Source organism: Streptomyces sp. SudanB25_2051, assembly GCF_964272635.1.
Taxonomy (GTDB): Bacteria; Actinomycetota; Actinomycetes; order Streptomycetales; family Streptomycetaceae; genus Streptomyces.
This window is the reverse complement of sequence record NZ_OZ186787.1, coordinates 62,835-85,680: the sequence shown is the minus strand read 5'-3', so window position 1 is coordinate 85,680 and position 22,846 is coordinate 62,835. Positions and strand designations below refer to the sequence as shown.

Genomic DNA, 22,846 nt, shown 5'->3' with positions numbered 1-22,846 from the left:
CCCGAGGTCCCCCATGCCCCGCAGCACCACCGCGCCCCGCTGGCTGGTCCGCCGCCGCGAACGCCCCGAGACCGAGGCGAACCTGTACGTCTTCGCCCACGCGGGCGGATCGGCCGGCGAGTACCTGCGGATGTGGGCCGACGACCTGCCCGGCCTGACCGTGTGGGGAGTGCAGCTCCCCGGCCGGTCGGCCCGGCTCGCCGAACCCGCCTACCGAGACCTGCGCGCCCTGGTCGACGACCTCGTGGAGCAGGCCCCCTTCACCGGCCCCTGCGCCTTCTTCGGCCACAGCTTCGGCGCCCTCCTCGCCTACGAGACCGCCCGCGCCCTGCACCGCGCGGGCCGCGCCCCCGGCCGGCTCGTCCTGTCGTCCTGCCCGCCCCCGCACGTCATCGGCACCGGGCGACGGGACGCCCCCATGGCGGAGCTGCCCGACGACGAGCTGATCGCCGCGGTCGAGGAGCGCTGGGGACCGCTGTCGGACCAGGTCCACGACGACCCCCGGCTGCGCCGTCTCGTGCTCGGCCCCCTCCGCGCCGACATCGGCGTCCTGGAGAGCTACACGCCCACACCCGGCCCGCCCCTCCCGGTCCCCACCACCCTCGTCTGCGGCACCGACGAGGAAGGCCTCGGCCTGGACGGCTGGAGCCGGCACCTGGACCGCGTCACCGACCGGATCGCCCTGCCCGGCGGCCACTTCCACTTCCGCGCGGACCCGGCGCCCCTCCTGGACGTCGTCCGGGACGCCACCGGGTCCCTCACCCCCACCGAGCAGACGGGAGCCCCCGCCCGATGGACCACCTGACCTTCGGCCGGCGCTGCGGGCTGAGAGTCTCCGCCTGCGCGCTCGGCACCGTCAACTTCGGCACCGCCTGGGGAGGCGGCACCGACCGGGCCGGGGCGCTCGCCCTCCTCGACCGGTTCGCCGAGGCCGGCGGCACCCTCCTCGACACGGCCGACTGCTACCAGGACGGCCAGGCCGAGAGCTACCTGGGCGAGTTCCTGCACGGCCGGCGCGACCACTTCACCCTCGCCACCAAGTTCTCGTACGGGCTGAGCGCGGACGACCGGACCGTCCTGACCACCGGCAACTCCCGCAGCGCCATGATCCGCTCCCTGGAGGGCAGCCTCCGCAGACTGCGCACCGACCACATCGACCTGTACTGGGTCCACTTCCCCGACACCCTCACCCCCGTCGACGAGACCGTCGCCGCGCTCGACGACCTCGTACGCGCCGGCAAGATCCGCTACGCGGGCCTGTCCAACTTCCCCGCCTGGCGGGTCGCCCGCGCCGTCACCCTCGGGGAGCTGTCCGGCCGGTCACCCGTCGTCGCCATCCAGACCGAGTACAGCCTCGTCGAGCGGACCGCCGACCGCGAACTGCTGCCGATGGCCGAGGCGCTGGGGCTCGGCGCCGCCCTGTGGGGGCCGCTCGGCGGAGGGCTGCTGACGGGGAAGTACCGGCACAGCGCCGAAGGGCGCCTCACGGACTGGCACGGCCGCGTCATCCGCACCGAGTCCGACGGCCACCGCACCGCCGTCCTCGACGAACTGCTCGCCGTCGCCGAGGAGGCCGGTGCCCCGCCCGCCCGCGTCGCGGTCGCCTGGCTCACCACCCGCGCCCGCCGCGTCGGCGCCGCCCACGTCCCCGTCATCGGCCCGCGCACCACCGCCCAGCTGGACGACTACCTCGCGGCGCTCCGCCTGGAACTGGACGACACCCACATCCAGCGCCTGGACGCCGTCAGCGCCGTACCGCTCGGCTCGCCCCACGAGATCGCGCGCAGCGCCCGCGACGCGGTGCTGGGCGGCGACGCCGGCCGTGTCCGCCCACCCGTCCTCCCCGTCCCGTGACCGGCGCACCGAACCCGGCGCCGCCGCACGAGGGACGCCCGCGCCCCCGCGGCGAGGCGGAACTCGTCGGGGTGTGGCGGCTGGTCTCGTTCCACACGCTCGCCGCGGACGGCACGGTCACTCCGGGGCCGCTCGGCGAGAACCCGGCCGGCCTGCTCTTCTACAGCGCCACCGGCCACGTGGCCGTCCACATGATGCCCGCCGAAGGCCCCCCGGAGTACCTGAGCTACGCCGGGACCTGGCGCCGCGACGGCGACAGCGTCGTGCACACCCTCACGGTCGCCGGACACCGGGAATGGCTGGGCGGCGACCAGGTCCGGCAGCTGGAGCTCGACGGGGACCGGCTCACCCTCACCGGCACCGCCCTGTCCACCGCGGACAGGCGGGTCCTCGTGTGGGAGCGGACCGGCGCCCTCGCCCCCTGACACCCGCACCACCCCTTTCCCCGACCGCACGCCCCTTTCCGCACACCCACGGAGGCACGAGCATGGAACGACGTCCCGACCAGACGCCCGCGGAGACCGCGGACCACACCCCGAGCATCGCCGGCATGTACGACGTCTACGCGGGCGGCGGGCACGGCCACGACCCGGACCGGGAAGCCGCCGACGCCGCCCTGCGGGCCCTGCCCGGCCTGGACATCGCCGTCCGCGCCAACCGCGCGTTCCTGCGGCGCGCCGTACGCCACACCGCGCGGCTCGGCATCGGCCAGTTCCTCGACATCGGCTCCGGCTACCTCGCCGAAGGCCCCGGCAACATCCACGACGTGGCCCGCGACATCGTGCCCGACGCGCGCGTGGCCTACGTCGAACTCGACGCGGGGGCCGTGGACCACAACCGCGCCCTCCTCGACGGCGACCCCCACGCGGTCGCCGTGCAGGGCGACTTCCTCAAGACCGGCGACATCCTCACCGACCCGCGGATACGCGCCCTGATCGACCTGGACGAACCCGTCGCGGTGTCCCTCGCGGCGATCCTGCACTTCATCGAGGACAAGGACGACCCGTGGGGGAAGGTCGCCGAACTGCGCGACGCCCTCGCCCCCGGCAGCGCCCTGATCCTCTCCCACGCCTACGTCACACCCGAGCGCACCGGCACCGGCCCGGACGCCATCAAGGACGTCTACCGCGCCTTCGGCAGCCAGCTGCAGAACCGCGGCCCCGACGAGACCGGCCGCTTCTTCGACGGCTTCACCCTCGTCGAGCCCGGCCTGACCAACATGGCCGACTGGCGGCCCGACCCGGACACCGAGACCGGCCACCCCATGAGCCACAGCGGCGTCGTCGGCGTCGGCATCAAGGACTGAGCCCGCCCCCGCCCTCCCGGCGCCGCCCGCACCGCCCCACGCACGTACCCCGTCAGGAGCCTTCCTCCATGCCCCACACCCCCACACCGGAACGGAAAGCCGGCTACGACGTCATCGTCGTCGGCAACGGCGCCCTCGGCACGTCCACCGCCGTCGAACTGGCCCGCCGCGGCGCCGCGGTCGCCCTCGTCGGCCGCGCCGACCGCCCCTACGCCGCCTCCTCGGCGGCCGGGGCGATGCTCGGCTGCTTCGGCGAAGTCACCACCGCCCTGCTGGAGAACCCCTACGGCCGGGTCAAGTTCGACCTCGACCTCAAAGCCAAGGACGTCTGGCCGCAGTGGCTGGAGGGCATCTCCGGCGGCCTGTCCGACGGCCGCGACATCCTCACCGCGACCGGCACCACCGTCCTGCTCAACAGCGTCGGCACCGCCGGCATCGACACCGCCAACTTCCAGGCGATCCGCACGATGCTGGAGAAGCACGACGAGCCGTACGAGACGGTCGACCCCGCCGACGTCGCCTGGCTCGACCCCGACCCCAACTCCCGCCCCCTGCAGGCCCTCCACATCCCCGGCGAGCACGCCGTCGACTCCGGCAGGCTGCTGCTGCGGCTGGAGCGCACCGCGCGGGACCTCGGCGTCACCGTCGTGGACGGCCACGCCGCCCGCGTCATCAGCGACGGCGACCGCGCGGGCGGCGTCGTCCTCGCCGACGGCGAACGGCTCACGGCCGGGCAGGTCCTCCTCGCCGGCGGCGTCGGCACCCAGGACCTGGTCGACTCCGTGCCCGGCCTCGGCGACTGCATCCCCCGGCTCGTCGCCGGCTACGGCGTCTCCGCGGTCGTCACCACCCAGGACGGCACCCGCCCCGACTCCGTCATCAGAACGCCCAACCGGGCCTTCGCCTGCGGCCTGCACATCGTGCCCCGCGGCGCCGGACGCGTCTACGTCGGCGCCACCAACATCATCAGCCCCCGCCCGCTGGCCGACCCGATCATGCGGGACGTGCTGTTCCTGCTGGAGTGCTCGCACCGGCAGACCCGCCGCAACCTGTGGACCAGCACCGTCGAACGGATCCACGTGGGCAACCGGCCCGTGTCACTCGACGGGTTCCCGCTGCTCGGCGAGACCCCGCTGAGCGGCCTGTGGATGATGACCGGCACCTACCGGGACGGACTGTTCCTCTCGCCGGTCCTCGCCGCCGAGTTCGCCCGGCGCATGACCGGCGAGGCCCCCGAGCTCGACCTGGAGCCCTTCACCCCCGAACGGGCGCCCCTCCAGGGCGTCTCCCGCGACGCCGTCGTCGACACCACCGTCGAGCACACCCTGGCCACCGGCTACGAGCAGGACTGGCACGTCCCCACCGACTGGCAGGAGTTCTTCGACGTCGGCCTGCGCCCCATCCACGCCCAGTGGGCCGACGACCTCGACCCGGACTTCACCCCGCAGCCCGACCTGCTCGCCGCCTCCCGCACGGAGCCGCTGCTGGCGAAGTGGCTGCGCGCCTACTACGACAACTGCCGCGCCAAGTTCGGCACGCACGGCGAGGCACGCCCGGCCACGCTCGGCGACCACATCGACCGCGCCACCGCACTCCTCGGCCGCGTCCGCGTCCCCGCGCCGCGCGCCGACGCGACGGCCCTCGCCGCCCACGTCCTGCCCGGCATCGAGGACGCCGACGCCCCGGTGTCCGAGCAGGACGCCGAGCGCCTGTGGTCCCTGGTCGGCCGGCGCGCCGAACGCGAGCCGCTGGAGTACCTCACCGGCCGCACCGCCTTCCTCGGCCTCGACCTGGAGGTCGGCGAGGGCGTCTACATCCCGCGGCCGCGCACGGAGGACCTCCTCACCGAGGCCCTCGCCCACTGCGCGGAGGAACGCCCCCTCGCCGTCGACCTGTGCACCGGCGCCGGGGCGCTCGCCCTCGCCGTCGCGTCGCTGCGTCCCGGCGCGAGCGTCACCGGTGTCGACAACTCCGCGGCCGCCCTGCGGTTCGCCGAGCGCAACCGGGACGCCCTGGCCGACCGCCTCGACGCCGAGGTCCGGTTCACCGACGGCGATGTGACCGACCCGGCGCTCCTCGCCGACCTCGACGGCCGCGTCGACCTGGTGACGGCGGTACCGCCCGGCGTCCCCGACCGCGTCCAGCTGCCCCCGGAGGCGGCCTGGCAGCCGAGGACCGCCGTCCACTCCGGCTGGGACGGGCTGGACGCCGTACGGGCGGTGGCGGCGACCGCGTCCCGCCTGCTCAAGGAGGGCGGCGTCCTGGCCGTCGAGCACCACGACGCCCTGGCCGACGCCGTCGTGCGGATCGTGTCCGACGCCGGGTTCACCGCGGTCACCGGCCACGTCGACCGCGACGGACACCCGCGGTTCCTCATCGCCCGCCGCGCGGCGCGCTGATTCCGGCGGCCCTGCCCGGGCACAGTGGTTCCGGCACGGCCGGACCGTGCCGCCCGGGCAGGGCACCGGGCACCGGACACCACCACCGAGAGGAAGAGTCCGCTCATGCACGACACCTCGTTACGCGCCACCAAACGGGAGTGGACCGGCCTGGCCGTACTGACTCTTCCGTCCATGCTCGTCACGATGGACCTCACGCTGCTGCACCTCGCCGTGCCGCAGATCAGCGCCGACCTGAAGCCGAGCAGCTCCCAACTGCTGTGGATCACGGACATCTACGGGTTCGTCATCGCGGGCTTCCTGATCACCATGGGCAATCTGGGCGACCGCGTGGGACGGCGCCGGCTGCTCATGTTCGGAGCCGCCGCGTTCGGCGTGGCGTCGGTCCTCACCGCGTACGCCGGGACTCCCGAGACGCTGATCGTGACCCGGGCCGTGCTCGGCGTCGCAGGAGCGTGTCTGGCGCCCTCCACGCTGTCCCTGGTGCGCGGCATGTTCCGCGTACCGGCCCAGCGGACGACCGCCGTCACCATCTGGTCGAGCGGTTTCATGCTCGGCGGCGCCCTGGGCCCCGTGGTCGGCGGCGCGCTGCTGGAGTACTTCTGGTGGGGGTCGGTCTTCCTGCTGGCCGTGCCGGTGATGGCGCTGCTCCTGGCGGTCGGGCCGTTCCTGCTGCCCGAGTACCGCTCCCCGGACGGCGGGCGCGTCGACCTGACCAGCTCCGCCCTGTCGATGGTCGCCGTGCTGTCGGTGATCTACGGCTTCAAGGAGGTGGCGCGGCACGGCCCCGGGCTCGTCTCCGCGGCGGCGATCGTGGGCGGCGCGGCCGTCGGCTACCTCCTCGTACGGCGCCAGCGCACCCTGCCGACACCCCTGTTCAACGTGCGCCTCTTCGCCGACCGGGCGTTCAGCGCCGCCCTGTCGGTGCTGCTGGTGACCGTCCTGTTCCTGATGGGGCTGCAATTCGTCATCGCCCAGTACCTCCAGGGCGTGCTGGGCCTCTCGCCGCTGCGGACCGGGCTGTGGATCCTGCCCGCCGTGCTCGCCGGCCTGGTCGCCGCGCTGGCCGCCTCCACCCTGGCGGGCCGGGTGCCTCCGGCGTACGTGTTCGGCGCGGGCATGGTCCTGGCGGCCGTCGGCTTCGCCGTCCTGTGGGGGGTCTCCGCCGACTCGGGGCCCGGCCCCGTGGTGACCGCGTCGGTCCTGATGTTCGCCGGACTCGCCCCCATCTCGGCGCTCGGCACCGACATGGTCGTGGGCGCGGCACCCCCCGAGGAGGCCGGACCCGCGGCGGGCCTCTCCGAGACCTGCATCGAGTTCGGCGGCGCCCTGGGCATCGCCGTCGTCGGCAGCATCGCGGCCGCCGCCTACCGGGACAGCATGGCCGACCGCTACCCCGCCGGGGCGCCGGCCGGCGCCGAGGACACGCTCGGCGCGGCACTGGAGACCGCTTCGCGCCTGCCCGGCGAGGCGGGCCAGGCCCTCGCCGAGGCCGCCCGCGAGGCGTTCACCCGGGGCCTGCAGGTCAACTCCTACGTGGCGGCCCCGCTGATGCTCCTCGCGGCGGCGGGTACGGCGTTCCTCCTGCGCAAGGTGAAGCCGGCCGCCCACGACGACGAGCCCGAGCCGGTGCCCGGCACCGAGCGGCTGGACAGCCGCCCCGGCACCGCCCCGTGACCGCCCGGGAGCACGGCGCGTCCGGCGGTCCCTGACGCCGGAGCACTCGCCGCGCCCCCGGGCGGGAAGGCTCCCCGGTACGACGGGAACCGGACCGGCCGGCCCGGCGTTGCCCTGAGTGGGGGGTTGCCATGTCCCGTAGACACCGCGTGCGTTCCCTGGCGCTGACCGTGCCGCTCGCCGTTCTCACGCTCGTACTCCTGGCGAAGACGATGGGGTATCCGGCGTTCGGCATGTCCGTCGTGCTGGTCATGGCGCTGCTGTTCCTCGCCCACGCCATCCGCGACCAGTTCAGGGAGGAACCGCCCGAGCGCCCCGCGCCCCTGGGCCCACGCGACAGGACGTTCCTGGCCCTCGTCTGCCTCGTGACCGCCCTGGCGGTGGTGCTTCCCCTGGACCGCCCGTGGAACGCCCCGTGGTGGCCCGGCCGCCACGAGAGCCTTTCCCTGCCCGACCCCTGTGAGGCCGGCGTCACCGCCGCCGCGACCCTGGTGCCCGCCGGCGCGGTCACCGCCGAAGAGGACGACGACGGCCCGTACGGCCCCACGGCGCAGTGCGCCTGGCGCGACCCGGAGGGGCCGCAGCTGCGGCTGGAGTACCAACTCGTCGACTGGGAGGGCTCATTCGGCGGCACGGCGACGGACACGGCACGCGAGGTCTTCGCGGACGGCCTGACGATCGGCACCCGCTCACCCCTGCCCGGCATCGGCGACGAGGCGTGGCGCGTCGAGTCCTCCGCACTCCACACCGTGCGGGCCCGCAAGGCCAACGTGATCGTGGAGGCGACACTCATCAGGGCCCACGACGACCCACCCGGCCGAGCCGCCATGGAAACCCTCCTGCGCACGGCCGTGGCCCGCATACGCACCGGCTGAAACCCCGCACTCCCGCGCGTGGACGGCCGGCACGCCCCGGCGGCACGGGCTCAGGCCCGGCGGGGCTCAGGCGGGCAGCCCCGCCCGCCACTTGCGCCGCCGCAGGACGTAGTCGCTGAAGAGGTGCCGGCTCCGGTCGAGCAGGGCGCCGACCTCCGGATCGCCCAGGGGCTCACCGGGCGCCGGGTACCAGCCCTGCACGTACTGCCCCGCCCACGTACGGAGCTTCACGTCCGGGTCGTCCAGGGCCGCCACCGCCGCGCGCAGGCCCACCACTCCGCGACGACGCGTGAGGAGCCTGAAGGCGGCGACCCGCGTGTGCCGCGGCCACTTCGGCCCGGTGCGGCGCATCAGGTGACCGGCGGGCAGCGCGGTCGCGTACGGCAGCAGGGCGAGCGCCGTCTCCCGTACGACACGGGGGAAGGGATCGTCGAGCAGCGCCGTCAGCAGGTGCGGGTCGGTGGCGTCCAGTGCCCGCAGCCCCGCGACCGCGTGGGCCCGCACCCGGCCCGAGGGGTGGCCGAGCAGGCTCCGCAGCAGCGCCGCGTCGCCGCGGTCCCCGCACTCGGCCAGGCCGATGACCGCGCCGGGCGCCGCGGCGGGCCCGCCGGGCATCCGGCAGCGCTCGCGGTACCAGGCGGCCGGGTCACCCCCGTGCTGCCGCAGCACGTACCGGGCGCAGGCCCGCACCAGCCCGGACCGGTCGGTCAGAAACGCCTCGGCGTGCCCGGGCCGCCCGGCCCGCCGCAGCGCGGTGACGCCGGCCGACCGCGCCAGCGGCCCGCGCGCGGCCAGCAGCGGGCCGATCACCTCGTCGAACGGCCCCGCCTCCGGCAGCGCGGCGAGCGCGGCGGTGGAGCACACCTCCTGGACCACGGTGTCCGGGTCGCGTCCCGCCGCGCGGGCGAGCTCCCCGGCACCGAGCCGCCCGTGCTCGACGGCCAGCCGGTACGCGAAGCGCCGTACGGCCCGGTCGGGGTCGGCGAACAGGGCGTCGAGCCGTTCCCGGCGGGCGGAGCCGACGACCTCCGCGAGCAACTCGACCCCGTACGCGCCTCTGTGGCGCCGTCCCAGACGCAGGATGAGCGCCGCGAGGGCGGGTGCCGTCTCCGCGTCGAGGGTCCGGCGCAGCAGGTGGCGGGCGCGCACGCGGACCGGTTCGGCCCAGTCGGCGCAGCGGATGACGACCAGCGGCAGCAGACCCGCGTGGCGCGCGGCGAACGTGAGGGCGGCCTCGCGCACCCGCCCGTCGCGATGGCACAGGGCGAGCGCGAGCCGCGGCTCGTCGGCCTGCGCGAGGTCGGCGGGCGGCGGGGCGACGCGGCGCCGCCGCGGAACGTACGCCGACGGGCGCCAGGGCGTCCGGCGGACCTGGGCGTCCAGGGCGGTCCAGGCGCCGGGATCCGCCACGTCCACCACCTCGGACAGAGGCGTCCCCTTCGACAGCAGCACCACCGTGTCCACCCGTTCCCCGCCGCCCTCACCCATCGCCACTCCCGTGCGCCCGTCCCCGTACGCGGTGATCGTACGGACGGGGCCGGCCCGCGTCGCCCCGATTAACGCCGCACGGCCGGGTCCATGACTCACGGCTGGTCGGGGTGTGCCCCTCCGGACCGCCGGAGGATCCCGCGGGCCGCGCGGATCAGGGCGGCGTTGTCCGGGGCGGGGCTGCCGTCGGGGAGGTGGAGCACGTCCTCCAGGCCGATCCGGGTGTCCAGGCCGCGGGACGCCGCGAGACGGAGGACGGGCCAGGCAGCGGCGTCCTCGCCGTGCAGCAGGACCGGAGCGGCGGCCGACCCGAGGTCGCCCAGCAGACCGGCGGCGGCGCGGAGGGCGTCCCGCGGCGTGGTCTCGGTGATCTCCGCCAGGACGCGCAGGACCCGGTGCGACCCGGGCCATTCCAGGAACCGCCGTGCCGCGGGGGTGCCGGAGTAGACGCCGGCTTCGATACCGACCCCCAGGTCCAGCAGGGCAGAGGCCACCTCGGCGGCACCGTCCTCGTGCCAGTTCACGGAGGCGTGGTCCGGGAGCACGGTCCACGCCCGGACCTGCGCGGCGCGCGCCAGGGGGTCCGCCGTCGCCCACGCACCGGTGGTGACGCCGACGGGAACGCCCGGGACCGCCGCCCGTACCGCGCTGACGGCGGCGGCGACGGCGGCGGCTTCCAGCGTGTCCCGGCCGTCACCGTCCTTGGGATGCAGATGGACGTCCTCGGCACCGGCGGCGACAGCCGCGCGGGCCGCCACCGCCAGCTCGCCGGGGGTCACGGGCAGGGACGGGCACTCGTCGCGGCTCCGGGCGCCGTTGAGACAGACCTGCAGCATGACGACATCGTCGCAGCCGCGGCCGGGACGCCTCACGGCGGGGACCGGCCGGGACCTGCCACCGGGCGGCGCGGGCGCGCTCCACGGCGTCCCCGCCGGCCGCCCCCACCATCCCGCCGCCCCGGCCCCCTCACCGCGAGGCCGGCGGCGTCACCTCCCCGCGCCCATCAGCATCCCCGGCTCGACGTGCGTGATGGTCCCGTCCGGCGCGAAGTACACCCGCACCTCGTACAGGCCCGTCACGCCGCTGAGGAAGTCCGGCTGCCCGTAGTGCCACACCTGCAGCCCGAGCCGCTCGAAGTACGACCGGGCCAGCGTCCGCATCGTGTCGTCGCGGGTCTCCTGCTCCACCAGGCCGTGCAGCCAGCTCGCACCGCCCCGCAGATCCGTCACGGCCCCGTCCAGGTCGACCGGCCCGGTGTCGGAGAGACGCTCGTCGGTGACGGCGAAGAAGTCGTTGCCCAGCGAGGTGAAGGTGTGCCCGGCGACGTTCGCCGCGGTACGGGCCAGGGCGACCGCGACCGCCTCGCGCGGCCCGTACACGGTCAGATCGAGCCGCTCACCGGACAGCTCGGGCAGCCCCTCGGCGTCCGCCGGACCGAGACCGGCCGCTTCCCGGAACCGGTCGCGGACGTCCTCCGTGCCCGGGGCCCACAGGAACCAGCCCGCCTCCGCGTCGTACGAGCCCAGCCGCCGCCCCTTCAGGCCCCCGCCGGGGAACCGCAGCTCGCCGGCCTCCTCGTCCCACACCGGCGGGCGACCGTCGAAGTCGAGGTGCTCGCCCGCGTACCGCACCATCGCCCGCGTCCGCAGGACCGACAACGCGATCTCCCGCGCGGCGACGCCCAGCAGCGGCCGCGGAAACACCCGGTGCGGCGCGCCGGGGGAGAGCCGCGCCCCCTCCAGCCGCTGCTCAGGGCCCGCACCGCAGCGCGGCGCGCCCCCGTCGGCCCCGGTGACCTCCACACCGGTGACCTCCTCGCCCTCCAGCCTCACCACGACACGGTCGCCCCCGTCGAGTGCGCCCTCCACCCGGCCGGGCCCGTACTCCGGCTCGACGCCGTGCCGGGCGAACCAGCCCTTCACCGGCTTCAGCGCGGGCCCGGAAAGCATCGCCGCCCCGTTGCGCAGCGCCGTGGCGAGCCGGGCCGCGCGCGGCTCGGCCCGCGGCACGGCGGGGTCGTCGACGACCATGAACAGCCGGCCTCGCTCGTTCACCGCGCAGATCACCGCGCCCCGCGCGTCGAGCAGGCCCACGCACATCAGCAGCAGATGGTCGGCGGCGAGCCGCGGGTCGGGGAAGTGGTTCAGATCCGGCATGGGCTCGGTCAGCTCCGGGACGCCCGCGCGTTCGCCCAGCTCCCGCAGTTCGAGCGAGCGGGCCGCGATGGCGCTGTCCCGGTACGACTCGTTGGCCCACGCCCACATCCACGTGCCGTCCAGGGCGTAGGTGCCGACGACGTGGGCGCGCAGCGTGATGCCGGAGCGGGTGACGGACGGCTCGTCCCGGTCGAAGGACACCACCCCGGCGGGCACCAGGGAGTCGAAGAGGTCGAGCTGCTCGCACACCCAGGCGAGGTTCGGCCGGGCGAGGGCGAGGAGCTGGTCACTGAAGGAGACGGTCATGACGCTTTCCGGTCGTCGGGGAGGGCGGGGGCGATGCGGCCGGTGCTCGTACGACCGCATCGCACACGCCCTGAGGACTCCGGTACGGCACCGATCGGTTCCAGCCCCCGGCCCCCGCACGCGCGAAGACCGCCGACGGGGCGGTGGCGCACACCGCCCGTCGGCCGGGAGCCTCAGCCGATGATGGCGACGGGGGCGTCCCAGGCGTTGCGGTCGACGTTGATGGTGTGACCGCGGCGGGTCTCCTTGCTGTTGGCCTTGTACTGGTGGCCGCGGCTGTGCGGGGTGTACAGCTTCGGGTCCCAGGGCCAGTCCTTGGTGGTGGTCTCCTGGCCGTTCCACTGGGCGTACCAGAGGTTGCCCGGCAGGTCCGTGCGGTCCTTCGCGGTGGCGATCGCCTTGGCGCTGGAGGTGCTGAAGCCGTACAGGCCGGCGCGGTAGGTCTTGGCGCGCAGCGTCCTGGTGAAGGACCGCACGTAGGTGAGGGTCGCGTCGTTGCACGCCTTGTCGGCGATGTCGTACGACTCCATGTTGAGGTAGATGGGGCTGCCCGGCTCCATGCCGAGCGCCGCGGCCTTGGCGACCGCGTCGTTGGCGTTGCTCACGCCGACCGAGGCCGCGTTGGCGGCGGTGAACCTCTCCTTGTTGCCGCTCTTCTGGCACGGCGGCTGGGCGCCGACGTACAGCGGGATGATCCGCCAGCCGAGCGTGTCGACCGACTTCACCCAGGACTTCGTCAGGTTGGGCTGGGCGCAGCCGCGGTTCTTGCCGCCGACGTACACGGCGACGCCGCCGTAGTACGCGTCCTGCTTCCAGGCCTTCATCGCGGCCAGCGAGGGCGCCGTGCAGGCGTCGAACGCGCGGCCCGTGTACGTCTTCTGCGCCGGCCACGCGGGCGCGGCCATCGACGTCTGCGCCGCGATCCCGGCACCGGCGACCACGACGACGCCCGTGGCCGCGAAGGCGATGTATCGGTTCTTCCTGGACAACCGGTGCTTCGGCATTCCCCACCCCATACGACAGACCAGCTCGGGCCCCGGCCACCCGGAGCGCGCCCACCCTACCGAGGGGCGGCGGAACCGCCGTCGCCGGGCGCGCGTCCGCAGGCCCACCACCGGAGCCCGGAGGCCCCAGCCCCGGACACACGATGCCCGGCTCAAGGGGAGAAGGGGTGAGCCGATCACCTACGCGGCTCGGGCCCCGACACGGGGGACCAGGCGCGCGTCTGATCAGGAGAGCGCCGTCTCACCGCGGCGCGGTCGCGGCGGCCACGAACACCGGCAGCGCCAGGAAGAGCCGGTCGGTCCCGGCCCGCGCACGCTGCTCGGCGATCCAGCCGTCCGCCTGCTCCCGTGTGACGGCCCCGGCGGAACAGGCCCTCTCGGCCAGTCCGGTGAGCAACGGCAGGATGACCGGCCCGGTGAACACGCTGGTGCGCACTTCGACCGTCACATCGCCGAAGCGGGCGTCCAGGAGCAGGTTGCGGTATCGGCGGGCAGCGCGCGGTCCGGCGGTCAGGTCCGCGCGGGCGTGCACGATGGTGCGGGTGAGGTCCGGATCGCCGGAGTCGACGACGATGGTGTCCCAGTCCTGGCCGACCAGCGTGATCCGCCCTCCGGGCGCGAGCACCCTGCGGGCCTCCGCCAGCGCCCGGTCCGGGTCGGCCAGTTCATGGAACACCTTGTCGGCCCGGTAGCCGTCCACGGAGGCGTCCGTCAGCGGCAGTTCGTACGCCCCCGCGATCCGGAAGTCCGCCTCCGGCCACCGCCCGCGGGCGACGGTGATCATCGATGCGCTCGGGTCCACGCCGATGGCCCTCACCCCCCGCCCGGCCAGCTCCGCCACGGCCCGTCCCGCGCCGCAGCCCACGTCCACGACGGACGTCCCGGCGGTGGCGCCGAGCAAGTCGTAGGAGAGCTCGCGCAGTTCCTCGGCTCCCGGCAGTCTGTCGGCGGCGTCGAGACGCGCGATGAGGTCGCCCGTCGACCGGCTGGTCTGTTCCGTTTCCTTGGTCATGAGGGCCAGGCTGCGACTTAATGTCGGCATGAAGTCAAGCGCGCACCGAGCGCCCGTCGGCGGCCGGTCCGAGTCGACGGGCATCGGCGCCCTCGCCGGACGCTTCGGCCTGGCCACGCACGTCCTGCGTCACTGGGAGGCGATGGGACTGCTTACGCCCGCCCGCGACGCCGCCGGCCGCCGCCGGTATGGGACCGCCGACGTCACGCGCGTCGCCGTCATCCTGCGCGCCAAGGAGGCGGGGCTCTCCCTCGACGCCATCCGCTCGCTGACCGCTGCCGGCGATCCGGCGAAGCGGCAGGACATCCTGCGTGCGGAGGCCGAGGCGCTCCGCTCCCGCATCGCCGCCGCGCAGGCGTCCCTCGAACTCGTCGAATGCGCGCTTCGCTGCGCCCACGAGGACGTCACCCAGTGCGCCCATTTCCAGCAGGTGGTCGCAGACCGCACCGGCCCGCACGGCGCCGCCCCCGCCTGAACCCATGTCGCGCGCGTGGGTGCAGGACCGTGCCGGCCGTGGAGGGTGAGGTGGCCGGTGAAGGTGCGGGTGCCAGCGGGACGGGCACGCGGGTGCCCCCGCCCCGCCGCCCCGGCCCTCCAGGTCCTGCCCGGCCGATCTCGGACTGTGGGAGGAAGCCGTTCATGATGCGCATCCGAAGGGGCCGTGCCGCGTAGAACACCGGCTTCACTTCGACTGCGGCACCGCGGCTGGGGGAGACCCTGGGTGCGGTATCGCGATGTCCCGGGTCTGTCGGGAGCGGCGAATGCCGCCGTCCGGGTGCTCGAACGGGAGCGATGGTCCCCGGGCATCGTGGCGGTGGCGTTGAGCGTGTGGTCCGTGCGTGTCCACGGCACCAGACGCCGGTGGAGGCAATGGGAGGCCGAGTTCACCTGCCCGTGCTGCGGCGAGGGGTGGGCCCGGGACACGTTGCAAGAGGCTCTGTCCAGGCTTCCGCCAAGGGCCGCCGGTGAACTCCGGGCGCAGGTGGAGCGCCTGGACGCGGTGCTCCTCGGGCGTACGCATCACGATCCCATGGCGGACCCGGAGTTGGCGTGGTGGCATCGAAGGTGCTGACCGCGGCCATGCCGCCACTGATGCGTCGGCTCTCGCACGACTGGCCGGGGAGACGGGCACATTCACCGTCGCGGCAACCACCACCCGGGCTCGGACATGACCGGCCGGACCGACCCTGGTGCCGGATCAGGCGAGGCCCCCGTTGGCATCCGTACCCGGACCACGGTGGAGCCCTTCGTGATACGTTCCAGCCGCCGTGCACAGCCGCGAACCGAGGAGGTGAGACCGATCAACGCTTGGACAGGTCGGGCCTCCCTCCTCTGCATGGCCTGGGGAGTGCCCGCAGAGGCATCCCGAAAGGCTTGAAACGCTATGCGCTTCATCTCCGAAACGTCGTCCGACGGCGTTCGCGAACAGCTCTTCACCCTCGGTGAGATTCCCGGCGTGCTGTGGACGCCGGAAGGCGCCGTCGGTGCTCGTCCGCTCGTCTTGATGGGACACGGCGGCGGTCAGCACAAGAAGGCCCCCGGCATCCTGTGGCGTGCGCACCGCTTCGTGAGCGAGCTCGGTTACGCGGTCGTGGCGGTCGACGTACCCGCCCACGGGGACCGGCCGAGAGTCGAGGAATACGACCGGATCGCGACCGAGAACCAGGCTCGTCTGGAAGCCGGTGAAGAGCTGGCTCCGCTGATCGCCGGGTTCCAGGCGCTGGTGGCCCGCCAGACGGTGCCGGAGTGGCGGGCGGTCCTGGACGCGGTCCAGGAGATCGAGCACGTCGGCGCCGGACCGGTGGGCTACTGGGGGGTCTCCCTCGGGTGCGGCCTGGGCGTTCCGTTCGTCGCCGCCGAACCCCGGGTCCGCGCGGCGGTACTGGGCCTGGGCGGGGCGCCGGCCTCGGCCGGGGCTGCCGCGGCCATCACGGTCCCCGTGGAGTTCTTGGTGCAGTGGGACGACGAGCGGGTGCCGCGAGCGCGGAGCCTGGCACTGTTCGACGCTTTGGGCTCGGCTGAGAAGTCGCTGCATGCCAACCCCGGCAAGCACGGGGAGATCCCCGCGTTCGAGCTGGACAGCACGGTGAGATTCTTCTCCCGGCACCTGGGCTGAACCTCCGCCGCCCGTGGCCCGTGGCGCGCCGATCGGTCCCGCTCCCTCGGCGCGCTCACGGAGGGACCCTCGGCTCTGGCAGATGCGAGCTGTGCGCGTGGAGGACCTGGGCGGCTCGTGCGTCTCCATGTTCCTTCCCTTGAGTCTTGAAGAGGGCTGGATCGACGAGCAGCGGAAGCTGCTCGGGCAGGTGGTGCGGGAATGGCCGAGCGAAGTGCTGGAGTCCTCACCGGGCGCCTATGAGTGGCGGCGCTGAACTGCGGCCAGGCGCCGTCGGCAGATGAGTGCACGCCTTCGAGGGTGGACCTTCGCGGCCTGTGGCGTCGAGGCGAGTTGAGAGGCGGGTGTGGGAGTGACCGAGGGACGAGGAGGAGCGATGCGGTGTGCGCACTGCCGGCGTGCGGTCGTGTGTCGGCAGCCGGCGTTCGGCGGCCCAGCCTGCCTGGGGCAGATCCACGTGCACAGCAACGAGGAGGCATGCTTCCCCGAGCAGGGGGCGGCGAGTCCACGCGCCCGGCCGCCCGGCGGGTGCGGCTGCAAGGGCCCGGACCTGAGGGCATTCACGACCGACGCGCCTCCTCCGCCCCCGCCACCGAGGACCGTCACGGATTAACTGGCCGAGGCCGGCACCCCGGCGGCGCACGCACCCCCACGAGAGGGCCCGAAGGCAGGCCCTGGGCGACCATATCCGGGGCATTGCCCTGCAAGGGTGTGGGCGTGTGCGGCGGCCGGAGCCCCCGCGCGACGGGTCGGGCGGCGGGCTGCCGACGGCTGTCAAGGCGGCGGCGGTCAGGCGTCGGGGTCGACTTCGGGGTGGGTGAACCGCACGGGCTTGCCCAGCGACCGGGCGTAGGCGATCTCGGCCCGAGTGCTGTCTCCGATGTAGTCCCCGACCACGAGCACTTCGTCAACGAGCCGGATCTTCGCCCGGTGCAGTTCGTCGAGTCGGACCTTCAGCGCCCTCGCCTCGGCAGGATCGGCCCAGAGCTCGTGCGGCGACTTCAGGTCACACCCCGGCTTGACGACGATCCTTCCGGCCTGGGTCTCCCGCACCTCGGCCTCGGCCATCTCGGTCATGAACCGGGTGGAGCCGCAGATCACGACGATCCGCGGGAGGCTCAGCAGCTTCTTCGCCTCGGCCAGCGTCTCCTCGGGGGTGAGCGGCTGCGGATGCGACACGGGTTCCTCCTGGTGGTGGGGTCCGAGGAGCGGAGACGAGAACGAGGGTGTCCGAGAACGCCTTGCGGCGGACGACGTGGACACCCTCGCCACGCACCCTATGCGACGACCGGCGACATCCTGAAGGGCGTCCCGGCCTGGCACCGTGGCACCCGCCGGTCGGGCATGACACCGCGCCCCGAGCGATGGACCCCGGCAGGTCAACGAGGCGTGCGAGGTGCAACCTGACCTCGAACGGCCCCGAGGGCGCGACCCCAGAGGGGCGGGGCCGTAGCCAGTCACGTCACGCGCCCCCGCGCACCGACCGCCGCCATCCGGCACAACCGACCCGACCGGGCAAACCGATCCACGGTCACCACCCCTCGCAAAAGACCACCTAGCGGAAGGCGTCCGCGTGCTCCTCCGCCCACGAGCGGAAGGTACGCGCCGGGGCCCCGGTGAGCTCCTCCACCGTGGAGGTGATCAGGTTCGACGCGGGCCGCGCTTCCGCGCTGGCCAGCAGGGCTTCGACGAGAGCGGGCGGCCGTCCGTCGGCGAGCATCTGCCGCCGAGCCACCTCCAGGGGGACCTTCTCGAAGCGCGTCGGATGCCCGATCACTTCCCCGATCGTCTGGACCTGCTCCGCTCTGCTCAGTACCTGCGGACCCGTCAGGACGTACCGCGCACCCCCGTGCCCGCCTTCGGTCAGCGCGCGGGCCGCCACGGCGGCGACATCGCGCTCGTGGACGACGGCCGTTGCGGCGATGCCGGGCCCGCGAACGACGCGCGTGGCGCGGATCTGCTCCGCCCACCCGCGCGCGTTGGAGGCGATGGTGTCCGACCGCAGGACGGTCCACTCCAGGCCCGACTTCTCGATCAGGCGCTCCATGTCGGCGTGGAGCTGGTTGATCGGGTCGGTCTGCCGTTCGGCGTCCTCGTCCACGCCGGACGAGGAGACGTAGACGACACGGGGAGCCCGCCGCGCCATCGTCTCCAGTACGGCCGGGGCGTGCTCGGTCGTGAGGAACGGCCAGATCAGAAACACCGCGTCGATCCCGGCCAGCGCTTCTTCCAGGGTGTCCGGCCGGGACAGGTCCCCGCCCACGACTCCGACTCCGTCCGGCAGCGCGGCCGACCGGGGGTCACGCGCCAGCGCACGTACAGCGGCGCCGGCCTCCCGCAGCTCGTCCACAACTCGCCGTCCGACATTGCCGGTTGCGCCCGTCACAAGAATCTCACTCATGATCGAACCAGCCATCGAAGGCGGTGCCCGTATTCCCGCCTGGCGGCCGAGGTGCCGCGAAGACGCGGACGCGGTGTGGGCACCGCGGCCCGAGACGGCCCCGAACTACTCTGCCCCGGCCTCGAAGTCCTCCACGAAGTAACTGTCATGCCGGACGCGGAACTGCTTGAGCTCCTCCCCACCGCGCCGCGACATCTCCGCGACCCGCTCGAAGTACTCCTCGCGTGGAGCCCCCGGGGAGAAGAGCATCAGCATGGACATGGGCTCGTCCGTCACGTTCTTGAAAGCGTGCAGACCGCCGGGCGGTACGTACAGGAAGTCGCCCGCGCGGCCCGTCACCCAGCTCTCGCCGTTGTAGAGCTCCAGCTCGCCGGAGAGGATGTAGAAGGACTCCGACATCGCCTTGTGGAAGTGGGTCTTCGCCCCGGCGGACCGGGGCCCCAGATCCACCTTGTACAGGCCGAACTCGCCGCCGGTCGCCAGGTAGTGGGTGGTGGCGCCGGGCGAGGAGATGTCCGGCGGGGTGTCGGCCGGGCGGAAGACGGCGTTCACCACCCCTGTCGCGCCGTGGTAGCGGGCTGCCGGGTACGCGAGGTGTTCCGGGTACGACATGGTGCGCTCCTTGGTCGGGTCGTCCACGGGCATGGTGGCCCCGGCGCCTGGCGGGCGGCATCGGGCTTGCGGTCGATCTCGGACCGCGCCGGGCCGAGGACCGGGGACCTACGGCTCGTTCCGCACCCGTGACGTCACCCGGGAGGACGTACGCGGGCGGTCCAACTCCCCGCCGGTCCTCCCGCCGCAGCGGAGGGAGGCGACGACACGGGCCGGGCAGTACGCGGCGGCGCGCCACACGTCCGCCACCCGCCTCCCGAGGCCGACGAGCCACGGCCTCGGCGAGCACTTGGCGGCCGCCGCCCCCGCAGGGACTCCCCGGAGCCACGCCCCGACCGCGCTCGCCGTACTGGACAAGCCGAAGGCTCCCTGATGTCCTTCCTGGCATGACGCGACCCTTACGACTGCGACCGGGACTGGCCGCGTTGACCGCATCGGCGCTGCTGTGCGGCCTCGCCTACGCGGCGGGCGCCGTCGGCGAGGCGGGCGCCGCCCGTGAGAGGAGCGCCCGCGCACCCGTCACCGCCCCGGCTCGGGACGACCCGTCCGCCGGCCCCGGCCTGCACCGGGCGCTGGCGGCACTGGAGAGGTCCTACGACGGGCGGATCGGCGCGGTCGGCATCGACCTGGCGAACGGGCGGACGGTCGGGTACCGGGCCGGTGAACGCTTCCCGTTCAACTCCTCGTTCAAGGTGTTCGCCTGCGCGGCGGTGCTGCACCAGGCGCGCACCCGCGACCCGGGGCTCATGGACCGGGTGGTGCGCTGGAAGGCCGCCGACATGACCGGCTTGACGGGCAACTCGCCGGAGACCACCGAGTACACCGACACCGGCATGACACCAGCGCAGTTGTGCCGCGCCGGGATCACCAAGTCCGACGGGTTCGCGGGCAACCTGCTCCTGAAGCGGATCGGCGGCCCGCGTGGCCTGACGGCGTTCTTCCGCGCGACCGGTGACCGGACGAGCCGCCTGGACCGGCCCGAACCCTGGCTGACCGAGTGGGAACCGGGCGAGAGGCGGGACACCACCACTCCCTCGGCGGCCGCCCGGACCTTCGCCGCGCTCACCACGGGAGACGCCCTCCACGCCGGCGACCGGGCGCGCCTGGTGGGCTGGCTCAAGGCGAGCCTCACCGGCGCCAACCGGATCAGGGCGGGCCTCCCCAAAGACTGGACGGTCGGGGACAAGACCGGTACCGGCGGCGCGGGCAACCACGGAACCGCCAACGACCTCGCGGTCGTATGGCCTCCCGGCTCCGAGGCGCCGCTCGTCCTGGCCGTCTTCACCCGCCGCAACCACGACGACACCCCGCACGACGACAAGGTCATCGCGGCCGCCGCGACCGAACTCGCCTCGGCCCTGGGCCGGCTCTGACCGCCCCCGTCCGGGGGCCGCCGCACCAGCAGGTCAAGGACGGGCGCGCCGGCGGCGGAGCAGGGCTGCGCCCGGCACCGCCAGCACCGTTCCGCAGGCCAGCCAGAAGACGAGCTTCCCGGCCGGCCCGTTGACCGTCCGCAGCTCCCCGTCGTCGTGTCGGCAGAAACTGTCGGGAGGGAAGTACTGCGACACCGGGACACCGGCTCCGTGGCAGGGCGACGTGTCCGGAAAGAGGACGGGCTGGGCGCGCTGCGAGAGGACCCCGCCGAGGATCACCACCACCCACCCGGCCGCCACCCACACGGCGAGCATCCCGCCCGGGATGCCCAGCCGCCGCCCCAGCAGCCACGCCAGGGCGGACGGGACCGCGAAGACGACGAGTACGAGGGTCAGTAAGAGCAGGCCGGTCATGACCGTGATCCTCGCAGAACCACGGCCTGGGGTACGCAGCGGGAACCTCCCGGCCGCCCAGCGGGCGCCGCGCCCGGCGGGGGAGTGGGCAGGGTGGCGGTGGCCTGGCCGTAAGCGCGTCCACCGCCACGTCGCGTACGGCCCCGTCTGGGAACACGCCGGCGACGAGGCGCCCCTCCGCCAGCTGATCACGGTGTGGGACGTGCGCAGGCAGCGACGCCCACGCCGCCTTCGACGCCGGGCCGCCTCCTCGGGGCGCGGGACCTCGCCCTGCGACGCCCGGAAGACCCTCTCGTCGTCCTTCGGCAGGCCGCCTATTCGACCAGCCGGCCGCGAGAAAGGTTGCCGTCACGACCGCCGCACTCCGCACCACCGGGCCGCGGCCGCCGGCCCGTCCGCATCGTCACGCACGGAACACCGCTGCGACGACTGGCAGCACGAGGGCCCGGTGAACCGGAAGGTGGGACGCCGCAGGGTGTTCCGGGGGCCGGTCATGTGGTCAGACGCCACAGGGACGTGGTCTCGGCGCGTCGTGCCGCGTGGAGCGGGTCGGAGGTGTCGTGGGCGCGGGGGTGCCGGGGCCTGGCGTCGATCCGGTCCACCACGCGGAGGTTCGCTGCCCGGATGGCGTCGAGGAGGTACTGACGTGTCCGCAGGCCGAGGTGTTCCGCCAGGTCGGACAGGATGAGCCAGCCCTCGCCACCCGGCCGGAGGCGAGCGGGGAGCCCGGTGAGGAAAGCGCGGAGCATGGCGCTGTCAGGGTCGTAGACGCCTCGCTCGAAGAGGCTGGTGGGACGCGCGGGGAGCCAGGGCGGGTTGCACACGACCAAGTCGGCGCGGCCTTCGGGGAAGAGCCCGGGACCGGACACCTCGATACGGTCGCCCAGCGCGAGCCGCTGCGCGTTGTCCCTGGCGCAGGCCAGGGCGCGGGGGCTGATGTCGGTGGCGACGACGCGGTGGACGCCGCGGCGGGCCAGGACCGCGGCGAGGACACCGGTGCCCGTACCGAGATCGAACGCCGTACTGGTGCCGGGGCCGCGTAGGACCGCCGGAGGCAGAGGCGTGTGGGCGACCAGGTCGACGTACTCGCCCCGGACGGGGGCGAACACGCCGTAGTGGGGGTGGATGCGGGCGCCGAGCGCCGGTACGTCGACCCCGTGCAGGCGCCACTGGTGAGCGCCGATCACTCCCAGCAGCTCCCTCAGCGAGACCACCGTGGGCCCTTGCGGAGGGCCGTAGGCTTCCAGACACGCCTGGCGGACGTCGGGAGCGCGACGTACGGCCAGGTGGTAGTCGTCGTCCAGCAGTACCAGGAGTCTTCCGAGCACGCGGGCGCGGTGACCGCTGCTGCGCCGGTGCAGGTGGAAGGACTCGCTCGGGGTGGTGCTGGAAGGGGGTGTACGGCGGTCGAGGCGGCGGCCCATGGCCCGCAGCAGTTGCCGGGCGTTGTGGAAGTCGCCTTGCCAGAGCAGGGCCGTTCCCTCACACGCCTGGCGGTAGGCGTGGTCGGCCTTCGTCCGGTCGTCGGCGAGGACGGTCCGCCGCGGAAGCGGGGCCCCGTTCTCGGAATGCCAGCGGGCGGACCGGTGGGTGTTGCCTGTGGGCCAGTGGATGGTGGACACCACGTACTCCTCGTGTCGAAAGTGCGGGAACGCGAGAAGCACTTCGACGGGGAGCAGGCTGAAGCCGCGCCGGCCCCATGGGGCGGGCGCGCGGGTGAGTCAGGTGGCCGTTACCGCTCTCGCCGCGAAGTGCGGGAGCGGACGTCGTAGACAACCATGCCGAGCATCGAGGTCAGCCCTTTCGCCGAGTGGCAGCAGACTCGCACACGTGCCGCCCGGAGTGCCAACCGG

General features: G+C 74.0%; 21 protein-coding genes. 11 read left to right on the top strand and 10 right to left on the bottom strand.

Going from position 1 to position 22,846, the window contains the following annotated elements; genetic code table 11:
• The first annotated feature begins 13 nt into the window (after window positions 1-13).
• The 7 genes from ACSUPT_RS00395 to ACSUPT_RS00365 all read left to right on the top strand — a co-directional run bounded on the left by ACSUPT_RS00395 (window position 14) and on the right by ACSUPT_RS00365 (window position 8,111).
• On the top strand, window positions 14-805 hold the full coding sequence (locus ACSUPT_RS00395) for a thioesterase II family protein (protein WP_403502484.1): 792 nt from the start codon (window positions 14-16) through the stop codon (window positions 803-805).
• Window positions 793-1,854 carry an aldo/keto reductase gene (locus tag ACSUPT_RS00390; RefSeq protein ID WP_436943128.1) on the top strand — a complete coding sequence of 354 codons (1,062 nt, stop codon included), beginning with the start codon at window positions 793-795 and terminating at the stop codon, window positions 1,852-1,854. Before ACSUPT_RS00395 ends, ACSUPT_RS00390 begins: the two co-directional genes overlap by 13 nt.
• A complete protein-coding gene (locus ACSUPT_RS00385; RefSeq protein WP_436943127.1) occupies window positions 1,851-2,279 on the top strand; it encodes a lipocalin-like domain-containing protein in 429 nt (142 codons plus the stop codon). Before ACSUPT_RS00390 ends, ACSUPT_RS00385 begins: the two co-directional genes overlap by 4 nt.
• 62 nt (window positions 2,280-2,341) lie before the next feature.
• Complete coding sequence (locus ACSUPT_RS00380) at window positions 2,342-3,160, top strand: SAM-dependent methyltransferase (RefSeq protein ID WP_351965138.1); 819 nt, start codon at window positions 2,342-2,344, stop codon at window positions 3,158-3,160.
• A gap of 68 nt (window positions 3,161-3,228) precedes the next feature.
• A complete protein-coding gene (locus ACSUPT_RS00375; protein ID WP_436943125.1) occupies window positions 3,229-5,559 on the top strand; it encodes an FAD-dependent oxidoreductase in 2,331 nt (776 codons plus the stop codon).
• A gap of 105 nt (window positions 5,560-5,664) precedes the next feature.
• Window positions 5,665-7,236: an MFS transporter gene (locus tag ACSUPT_RS00370; protein ID WP_361662769.1), complete on the top strand. Its 1,572-nt coding sequence runs from the start codon at window positions 5,665-5,667 to the stop codon at window positions 7,234-7,236.
• Between the two features lie 131 nt (window positions 7,237-7,367).
• The gene (locus tag ACSUPT_RS00365) at window positions 7,368-8,111 is read left to right on the top strand and encodes a hypothetical protein (RefSeq protein WP_436943124.1); all 744 of its coding nucleotides are present in this window, start codon (window positions 7,368-7,370) and stop codon (window positions 8,109-8,111) included.
• Window positions 8,112-8,177: 66 nt separating this feature from the next.
• Here ACSUPT_RS00365 and ACSUPT_RS00360 read toward each other — a convergent pair whose 3' ends face one another.
• From ACSUPT_RS00360 to ACSUPT_RS00340, 5 genes are all read right to left on the bottom strand, one after another.
• The gene (locus ACSUPT_RS00360) at window positions 8,178-9,599 is read right to left on the bottom strand and encodes a hypothetical protein (protein ID WP_436943123.1); all 1,422 of its coding nucleotides are present in this window, start codon (window positions 9,597-9,599) and stop codon (window positions 8,178-8,180) included.
• Window positions 9,600-9,694: 95 nt separating this feature from the next.
• Complete coding sequence (locus ACSUPT_RS00355; protein ID WP_365725391.1) at window positions 9,695-10,435, bottom strand: 3-keto-5-aminohexanoate cleavage protein; 741 nt, start codon at window positions 10,433-10,435, stop codon at window positions 9,695-9,697.
• 150 nt (window positions 10,436-10,585) lie between these two features.
• On the bottom strand, window positions 10,586-12,061 hold the full coding sequence (locus tag ACSUPT_RS00350) for a DUF6882 domain-containing protein (protein ID WP_436943122.1): 1,476 nt from the start codon (window positions 12,059-12,061) through the stop codon (window positions 10,586-10,588).
• A gap of 173 nt (window positions 12,062-12,234) precedes the next feature.
• Window positions 12,235-13,065: a glycoside hydrolase domain-containing protein gene (locus tag ACSUPT_RS00345; protein WP_436943121.1), complete on the bottom strand. Its 831-nt coding sequence runs from the start codon at window positions 13,063-13,065 to the stop codon at window positions 12,235-12,237.
• Window positions 13,066-13,306: 241 nt separating this feature from the next.
• On the bottom strand, window positions 13,307-14,077 hold the full coding sequence (locus tag ACSUPT_RS00340; protein WP_436943119.1) for a methyltransferase domain-containing protein: 771 nt from the start codon (window positions 14,075-14,077) through the stop codon (window positions 13,307-13,309).
• 28 nt (window positions 14,078-14,105) lie between these two features.
• Between ACSUPT_RS00340 and ACSUPT_RS00335 the strand changes: the two genes are divergently transcribed.
• The 3 genes from ACSUPT_RS00335 to ACSUPT_RS00325 all read left to right on the top strand — a co-directional run bounded on the left by ACSUPT_RS00335 (window position 14,106) and on the right by ACSUPT_RS00325 (window position 16,449).
• On the top strand, window positions 14,106-14,552 hold the full coding sequence (locus ACSUPT_RS00335) for a MerR family transcriptional regulator (protein ID WP_436943117.1): 447 nt from the start codon (window positions 14,106-14,108) through the stop codon (window positions 14,550-14,552).
• Window positions 14,553-15,461: 909 nt separating this feature from the next.
• Complete coding sequence (locus ACSUPT_RS00330; protein ID WP_436943116.1) at window positions 15,462-16,193, top strand: dienelactone hydrolase family protein; 732 nt, start codon at window positions 15,462-15,464, stop codon at window positions 16,191-16,193.
• A gap of 82 nt (window positions 16,194-16,275) precedes the next feature.
• A complete protein-coding gene (locus ACSUPT_RS00325; RefSeq protein ID WP_436943115.1) occupies window positions 16,276-16,449 on the top strand; it encodes a DUF5959 family protein in 174 nt (57 codons plus the stop codon).
• A 533-nt stretch (window positions 16,450-16,982) separates the two neighbouring features.
• Here ACSUPT_RS00325 and ACSUPT_RS00320 read toward each other — a convergent pair.
• The 3 genes from ACSUPT_RS00320 to ACSUPT_RS00310 all read right to left on the bottom strand — a co-directional run bounded on the left by ACSUPT_RS00320 (window position 16,983) and on the right by ACSUPT_RS00310 (window position 19,206).
• Window positions 16,983-17,372, bottom strand: coding sequence for a hypothetical protein (locus ACSUPT_RS00320; protein ID WP_436943114.1), 390 nt, complete (start codon window positions 17,370-17,372; stop codon window positions 16,983-16,985).
• A gap of 376 nt (window positions 17,373-17,748) precedes the next feature.
• Window positions 17,749-18,594: an NAD(P)H-binding protein gene (locus ACSUPT_RS00315; RefSeq protein WP_436943112.1), complete on the bottom strand. Its 846-nt coding sequence runs from the start codon at window positions 18,592-18,594 to the stop codon at window positions 17,749-17,751.
• Window positions 18,595-18,699: 105 nt separating this feature from the next.
• The gene (locus ACSUPT_RS00310; protein ID WP_436943111.1) at window positions 18,700-19,206 is read right to left on the bottom strand and encodes a cupin domain-containing protein; all 507 of its coding nucleotides are present in this window, start codon (window positions 19,204-19,206) and stop codon (window positions 18,700-18,702) included.
• A gap of 386 nt (window positions 19,207-19,592) precedes the next feature.
• On the opposite strand from ACSUPT_RS00310, the gene bla reads away from it, so the two are divergent.
• Window positions 19,593-20,579 carry a class A beta-lactamase gene (bla, locus tag ACSUPT_RS00305; RefSeq protein WP_436943109.1) on the top strand — a complete coding sequence of 329 codons (987 nt, stop codon included), beginning with the start codon at window positions 19,593-19,595 and terminating at the stop codon, window positions 20,577-20,579.
• A gap of 33 nt (window positions 20,580-20,612) precedes the next feature.
• Here bla and ACSUPT_RS00300 read toward each other — a convergent pair whose 3' ends face one another.
• Together ACSUPT_RS00300 and ACSUPT_RS00295 are read right to left on the bottom strand one after the other, a co-directional pair.
• Window positions 20,613-20,993 carry a hypothetical protein gene (locus ACSUPT_RS00300; protein ID WP_399219970.1) on the bottom strand — a complete coding sequence of 127 codons (381 nt, stop codon included), beginning with the start codon at window positions 20,991-20,993 and terminating at the stop codon, window positions 20,613-20,615.
• Between the two features lie 491 nt (window positions 20,994-21,484).
• Window positions 21,485-22,615 carry a methyltransferase gene (locus tag ACSUPT_RS00295; RefSeq protein WP_436943108.1) on the bottom strand — a complete coding sequence of 377 codons (1,131 nt, stop codon included), beginning with the start codon at window positions 22,613-22,615 and terminating at the stop codon, window positions 21,485-21,487.
• Window positions 22,616-22,846: the final 231 nt, after the last annotated feature.

Excerpts from the sequence above, each read along its gene's own strand:
- ACSUPT_RS00395 (WP_403502484.1), top strand. The coding sequence starts at position 14 with ATGCCCCGCAGCACCACCGCGCCCCGCTGGCTGGTCCGCCGCCGCGAA.
- ACSUPT_RS00390 (WP_436943128.1), top strand. The coding sequence starts at position 793 with ATGGACCACCTGACCTTCGGCCGGCGCTGCGGGCTGAGAGTCTCCGCC.
- ACSUPT_RS00380 (WP_351965138.1), top strand. The coding sequence starts at position 2,342 with ATGGAACGACGTCCCGACCAGACGCCCGCGGAGACCGCGGACCACACC.
- ACSUPT_RS00375 (WP_436943125.1), top strand. The coding sequence starts at position 3,229 with ATGCCCCACACCCCCACACCGGAACGGAAAGCCGGCTACGACGTCATC.
- ACSUPT_RS00370 (WP_361662769.1), top strand. The coding sequence starts at position 5,665 with ATGCACGACACCTCGTTACGCGCCACCAAACGGGAGTGGACCGGCCTG.
- ACSUPT_RS00365 (WP_436943124.1), top strand. The coding sequence starts at position 7,368 with ATGTCCCGTAGACACCGCGTGCGTTCCCTGGCGCTGACCGTGCCGCTC.
- ACSUPT_RS00360 (WP_436943123.1), bottom strand. The coding sequence starts at position 9,599 with ATGGGTGAGGGCGGCGGGGAACGGGTGGACACGGTGGTGCTGCTGTCG.
- ACSUPT_RS00355 (WP_365725391.1), bottom strand. The coding sequence starts at position 10,435 with ATGCTGCAGGTCTGTCTCAACGGCGCCCGGAGCCGCGACGAGTGCCCG.
- ACSUPT_RS00350 (WP_436943122.1), bottom strand. The coding sequence starts at position 12,061 with ATGACCGTCTCCTTCAGTGACCAGCTCCTCGCCCTCGCCCGGCCGAAC.
- ACSUPT_RS00345 (WP_436943121.1), bottom strand. The coding sequence starts at position 13,065 with ATGCCGAAGCACCGGTTGTCCAGGAAGAACCGATACATCGCCTTCGCG.
- ACSUPT_RS00340 (WP_436943119.1), bottom strand. The coding sequence starts at position 14,077 with ATGACCAAGGAAACGGAACAGACCAGCCGGTCGACGGGCGACCTCATC.
- ACSUPT_RS00335 (WP_436943117.1), top strand. The coding sequence starts at position 14,106 with ATGAAGTCAAGCGCGCACCGAGCGCCCGTCGGCGGCCGGTCCGAGTCG.
- ACSUPT_RS00330 (WP_436943116.1), top strand. The coding sequence starts at position 15,462 with ATGCGCTTCATCTCCGAAACGTCGTCCGACGGCGTTCGCGAACAGCTC.
- ACSUPT_RS00325 (WP_436943115.1), top strand. The coding sequence starts at position 16,276 with ATGCGAGCTGTGCGCGTGGAGGACCTGGGCGGCTCGTGCGTCTCCATG.
- ACSUPT_RS00315 (WP_436943112.1), bottom strand. The coding sequence starts at position 18,594 with ATGAGTGAGATTCTTGTGACGGGCGCAACCGGCAATGTCGGACGGCGA.
- ACSUPT_RS00310 (WP_436943111.1), bottom strand. The coding sequence starts at position 19,206 with ATGTCGTACCCGGAACACCTCGCGTACCCGGCAGCCCGCTACCACGGC.
- bla (WP_436943109.1), top strand. The coding sequence starts at position 19,593 with ATGACGCGACCCTTACGACTGCGACCGGGACTGGCCGCGTTGACCGCA.
- ACSUPT_RS00300 (WP_399219970.1), bottom strand. The coding sequence starts at position 20,993 with ATGACCGGCCTGCTCTTACTGACCCTCGTACTCGTCGTCTTCGCGGTC.